The organism is Thauera phenylacetica B4P (genome assembly GCF_000310225.1).
Lineage (GTDB): Bacteria > Pseudomonadota > Gammaproteobacteria > Burkholderiales > Rhodocyclaceae > Thauera > Thauera phenylacetica.
Genome location: NZ_AMXF01000254.1, coordinates 1 through 5,580, shown reverse-complemented (window position 1 = coordinate 5,580; position 5,580 = coordinate 1). Strand labels below are relative to the sequence as shown.

Sequence of the window (5,580 nt, the reverse complement as noted above, 5' to 3'; positions counted from 1 at the left end):
AGCGGCAGCTCGGGCACGCTCGCGCAGGCCTCGGCCGCCAGCGTGGCGAGCGCCGCCGCGCCGAGCCCGCGCAGCCAGGCGGCGACGTCCGAGGACGAGATGCCCGAGGCGCCCAGCGTCACGCGCTGCGCCTCGATCTTGTTGAGCGCGCGCTGGAAGGAGGCGTCGGCGCGCGCCAGGCGCGACTGCGCCAGCCCGATGCGCTGCGCGATGCGGGCGATGTCGAAGTCGACCTCGGGGTCGGCGAGCAGCCTGTTGAGCAGCTCGGTGCCGCGCTCCAGCCAGCGCCCGTTGGCCGACAGGCGGCGGCGGGCGTCGAGGATGCGGAACTCGGAGCCGGAGGCGATCGCCTCCTCGAAGTGCCAGGTGAGGTCGTTGAGCTTGGAGAGCAGGTGGCCGAGCGACTCGGCGGTGATGCCGCCCACCGCCTGCAGGCCGGCGAGCTGGGCGGTGAGGAAGCCGAGCTCGGCGTCCTCCTCCTCGCCGAAGCGCAGCAGCATGGCGATCGCCGCCACCGCGTTGCGGCCGTGGTCGGAGAGCGCGTAGTGGCCGTCCTCGCCGATCGCGAGCAGGCCGTTGTCGCGCAGGCGCTTCAGCACCGTCTCGAGCTTGACCGCGTCGAGGTAGGTGAAGCGTGCGCGCAGCGCCTCGGGCGCCCAGCGCGGCGCGTCGGCCTCGCGGCCGATCTCGCGCAGCACCAGGAGGCGCATCAGCACCTCGGCCTCGGTGCCGCGGAACAGCGTGATGAAGGCGTCGAGCAGCGGGCGCGCGGCGTTCAGCGCCGCGAGCTCGGGCACTTCGTCGGCGTCCACGCCCGCGGCGAGGAAGTCGGAGAGGAAGGGATCCGTCATCGGTGGAGAGGAGGCGCGATCACCGGCCGGACCCGGCCGGCGTCGGGCACTCAGACGCCCTGCTTGAGGCTGGCGCCGATGAAGTCGTCGAGGTCGCCGTCGAGCACGGCCTGGGTGTTGCCGACCTCATAGTTGGTGCGCAGGTCCTTGATGCGCGACTGGTCGAGCACATAGCTGCGGATCTGGTGGCCCCAGCCGATGTCGCTCTTGGAGTCTTCCAGCTTCTGCTGCTCGGACTGGCGCTTGCGCAGCTCGGCCTCGTACAGGCGCGCCTTCAGCATCGACATGGCCTCGGCCTTGTTCTTGTGCTGCGAGCGGTCGTTCTGGCACTGCACGACGATGCCGGTGGGCTCGTGGGTGATGCGCACCGCGGAGTCGGTCTTGTTGATGTGCTGGCCGCCGGCGCCCGAGGCGCGGTAGGTGTCGATGCGCAGGTCGGCGGGGTTGATCTCGATCTCGATCGAGTCGTCGACCTCGGGGAACACGAACACCGAGGTGAAGCTGGTGTGGCGGCGCGCGTTGGAGTCGAAGGGCGACTTGCGTACCAGGCGGTGGATGCCGGTCTCGGTGCGCAGGTAGCCGTACGCGTACTCGCCGGAGAACTTGATCGTGCAGTTCTTGATGCCCGCGACCTCGCCCTCGGTCTCTTCCATCAGCTCGACGGTGAAGCCTTTCTTTTCGCCGTAGCGCAGGTACATGCGCTCGAGCATGCCCGCCCAGTCCTGCGCCTCGGTGCCGCCGGCGCCGGCCTGGATCTCGATGAAGCAGTTGTTCGGGTCCATCGGGTTGCTGAACATGCGGCGGAACTCGAGCGTCTCGATCGCGCCCTGCAGCTCGACGAGGTCGCCCTCGACCGCCTCGAAGGTGTCGTCGTCGTCCTCGGCCTCGGCGAGTTCAAAGAGGTCCTTGAGGTCGCGCGACTGCGCGTCGATCTTTTGCAGCGTCAGCACCACGTCCTCGAGCTGGCGCTTCTCCTTGCCGAGCTCCTGCGCGCGCTCGGCGTTGTTCCACACTGCCGGGTCTTCCAGTGCGCGGTTTACCTCTTCGAGCTTCGATGCTTTCTCATCGTAGTCAAAGATACCTCCGTAGTTCGCGACCGCGGGCGGCGAGGTCGGCGAGTTTTTCGGCAATGGCGTTCTGGCGTTCGGCTTCCATGCGAGGCTCCGGCGGAATCTGGAAAACCGCGCATTATACCGCCGCGAACCCGTCAGCTGCAGGAGAGCTTCATCGACAAGCGGCTTCGTCGCCGCCGCGAAGCTGCGGGGCTCGCAGCTCGTCGACGGTGCCCGGGGTGGAGCAGGCGCAGGCGGGACGATTACAATCACGCCCCAATACGGGGCGGCATGCCGTCATCCACTCGGCGAATGCTCGAGGAAATCGTCAGGCGGACACATGCAGCACGACAGCGGGAAGATCCTCGGGGGCCTGATCGCCACGGTGCTGGCGCTCAACCTGTTCGTCGCGGGACTGCTGGGTTATGCGATGCTGGAGGCGAAATCCCGCAAGGAACGCGAGGTGCGCACCACGGTCGAGAACCTGGCCCTGCTGCTCGACCAGAGTGTCAGCTCCTCGGTGCGCGAGATCGATCTGATGCTGCGCGGGGTCCAGCTTCGGCTCGAGCGCGAGTTGCGCGAAAAGGGGCGGCTGCAGCGCGACAATTTCGATTCGGCGATCGTCCTGCATCGTGACGGGCTGTCGCAGACGGCCCAGGTGCGCGTGAGCGACTCCGCGGGAACCGTTGTGCTCGGCGACCGGGTCACGTCCGAGACGCGCACGAGTTATGCAGACCGTCCGTTCTTTCTCGATCATCGCGCGGTGGACGATGGCGAGACCCGGGCGAGCAAGCTGCTGCACGGGCGCATCGCCAACACCTGGATCGTCGTGTTCTCGCGCCGCTACAACACGCCCGAGGGCGGCTTCGCCGGCATCGTCACCGCAGCCGTGCCGGCCGATCACTTCCAGCGTCTGCTCTCGGGCCTGCAGCTCGGGCCGCACGGTATTGCCCTGGTGCGGGACCTCGACATGACGCTGGTCGCGCGCTGGCCGCGTCTCGATGCCCCGGCCGGGGTGATCGGCGGGCGCGGCGGCTCCCTCGAGCTGAGCGAGATCGTCGCCTCCGAGGTCCGCGCGCAGTCCTTCTACAGTGCCCGAACGGCCGATGGCGTGGCGCGGATCAACGCCTACCGCCGGCTCGAGCGCCTGCCGGCCTTCGTCGTCGTCGGCTGGGGCGAGAAGGACTACCTCGCCCAGTGGCGGGAGGACGTCGGCAAGGCGATGCTGCTGTGGGTGCTCTTCCTTGGTGTGACCGGGCTCGCGGCGTGGCTCCTCTACCGGCTGGTCGCCGCGAACGACCGTGCCAACGAACGCAGCCGCATCCTGCTGCAGAACGCCAGCGACGGCATTCACATCACCGATGTCGACGGCGCCGTCATCGAGGCCAGCGACGCCTTCTGCCGCATGCTCGGGCGATCGCGCAGCGAGGTCGTCGGCATGCAGGTCGGGAGCTGGGATGCCTGCCATTCGGAGGACGCGCTACGCGCGCGGATGAGCGAGCTGTTCGCGTCGAGCGAAGTGCACACCTTCGAGACGGCGCATCGCCGCAAGGACGGGAGCGCGTACCCGGTCGAGGTGACCTCGTTCCCGCTCGAGGTGGACGGCCGGACGGTGCTGTTCAACTCGGCGCGCGACATCTCCGCGCGCAAGTCGGTGGAGGCCGAGGTGAGGAAGCTGGCCTACTTCGACTTCCTCACCGGGCTGCCCAACCGGCGGCTGCTGATGGAGAGGCTGGAGCGTGCACAGGCGAGCTGCGCGCGGGACGGTACGGTCGGCGCCTTGCTCTTCATCGACCTCGACAACTTCAAGGCGGTCAACGACACCGTCGGCCATCAGGAGGGCGACCGGCTGCTCGTGCAGGTCGCCTCGATCCTCGCGCGCTGCGTGCGCAAGGACGACACCGTGGCCCGGCTCGGTGGCGACGAGTTCATCGTCATGCTGGAGGCGCTGGCCGGGGAGGGGCGCGAGGCGGCGGAGCAGGCGGCGGCGGTGGGCAACAAGATCCTCGCGGCGCTGAACCAGCGTTTCCAGCTCGGCAGCTCGGAACATCGCACCTCGGTGAGCATCGGCGTGAGCCTTTTCGGCGAGCTGGCCGACGAGCCGATCGACGAGCCCCTCCGACGCGCCGACATGGCGATGTACCGGGCCAAGCTCGGCGGACGCAACGCGGTGTGCTTCTTCGACCCCTCGATGCAGGCCGACGTGCACGCGCGCGCCGACGTCGAGGCCGGGCTGTGGGTCGCGCTGGAGCAGCGCCAGTTCGTGTTGCATTACCAGCCACAGGTCGCTGCGGACGGGACGGTGCTCGGCCTGGAGGCGCTGGTACGCTGGCATCACCCCGTGCGTGGCCTGGTGCCGCCGGACGAGTTCATTGCGCTCGCCGAGGAGTGCGGCTTGATCCTTCCGCTCGGACGCTGGGTGCTCGAGGCCGCCTGCGCGCAGCTGGCGGCGTGGGCGGACCACCCGCAGCGCAGCCGGTTGGTGATCTCGGTCAATGTCAGCGCGCGCCAGTTCCTGCACGAGGACTTCGTCGCCGGCGTGGTCGCCGCGCTCGAGCATGCGGGAGCCGATCCCCGCCGGCTCGACCTGGAGCTCACCGAGAGCTCCCTCGTGACCGACATCGACAAGGTGAGCGCGAAGATGGAAGCGCTCAAGGCGCGCGGCGTGGGCTTCTCGCTGGACGATTTCGGGACCGGCTATTCCTCGCTCGCCTACCTCAAGCGCCTGCCGCTCGACCAGCTGAAGATCGACCGCAGCTTCGTGCGCGACATCCTGGTGGATCCGAACGACGCCGCGATCGCGCGCATGATCATCGTGCTGGCGGAGAACCTCGGCCTGCGCGTGATCGCGGAGGGCGTGGAGACCGCGGAGCAGCGCGAGTTCCTTGCCGGAAACGGCTGCTCCGCCTATCAGGGCTACCTCTTCAGCGCCCCGCGGCCGATCGCCGCGCTGGAGGACTTCCTCGACGCCCGAGCGACACAGGCGCTGTGCTGAGCAGGCCTCAGTCGGCGCGTTCGAGATCCTCGATCACCGCTGTCAGGAAGCGCGCCGCCTCGCCGCCGGTGACCACGCGGTGGTCGAAGGACAGGCTCAGCGGCAGCACGCGGCGTACCGCCGGGGCGCCGTCGACCGCGCGCACCTGCTCATGCACCCGCCCTGCGCCGAGGATGGCCACCGTGGGCGGCACCACCAGCGGCGAGGCGTACTTGCCGCCGATCATGCCGAAGTTGGACAGCGTGATCGTGTGGCCGCGCATCTCCTCGGGCGGGATCTTCCTCGCCTTGACGTCGGCGCGCATGCGCTCCAGGCCCTGGCGCAGGTCGTCCGGGCTGCGGTTGGCGACGTCGCGCAGCACCGGCACGAAGAGGCCGTCGGGCAGGTCGACCGCGATGCCCACATGCACCTGCGGTACCAGCCGGCGCGCCATCGCGTGGCTCTCGTACCAGGCGTTGAGCGCCGGCGCGGCGCGGCAGCCGGCGACCAGGGCGCGGATGAGGCGCACGGTGACGTCGGTGCCCGGCGCCCAGGCGTGGATCACCGCATCGTCGATCACCGTGGCGCCGGCGACCTCGCTCTGCGCCAGGCTCATGTTCTGCGCCATCGCCCGGCGCACGCCGCGCAGCGGCTCGGCGGGGCCGGCCTCGGCGAGCACGCGCGCAGCGCGCTGCACGTCCTC

At 69.5% G+C, this 5,580-nt stretch carries 4 protein-coding genes; 1 reads left to right on the top strand and 3 read right to left on the bottom strand.

Features of this window, described 5'->3' with window-relative positions:
* Positions 1–851 (bottom strand): hypothetical protein (locus C667_RS19755; protein ID WP_004378357.1); only part of this gene is annotated, 851 nt, incomplete at its 3' end.
* A 50-nt stretch (positions 852–901) separates the two neighbouring features.
* A protein-coding gene (prfB, locus tag C667_RS19750; RefSeq protein ID WP_157302426.1) for a peptide chain release factor 2 occupies positions 902–2,006 on the bottom strand; the annotation gives its coding sequence in 2 pieces (ribosomal slippage) (positions 902–1,924 and positions 1,926–2,006; 1,104 coding nt in all).
* Between the two features lie 237 nt (positions 2,007–2,243).
* Here prfB and C667_RS19745 point away from each other — a divergent pair.
* Positions 2,244–4,898, top strand: a complete 2,655-nt coding sequence (locus tag C667_RS19745; protein ID WP_004378355.1) for a bifunctional diguanylate cyclase/phosphodiesterase — start codon at positions 2,244–2,246, stop codon at positions 4,896–4,898.
* A 7-nt stretch (positions 4,899–4,905) separates the two neighbouring features.
* Here the strand turns inward: C667_RS19745 and C667_RS19740 are convergent.
* Positions 4,906–5,580, bottom strand: a 675-nt coding sequence (locus tag C667_RS19740) for a dihydrolipoamide acetyltransferase family protein (protein ID WP_004378354.1), incomplete at its 5' end; no start/stop codon positions are given.

Excerpts from the sequence above, each read along its gene's own strand:
- C667_RS19745 (WP_004378355.1), top strand. The coding sequence starts at position 2,244 with ATGCAGCACGACAGCGGGAAGATCCTCGGGGGCCTGATCGCCACGGTG.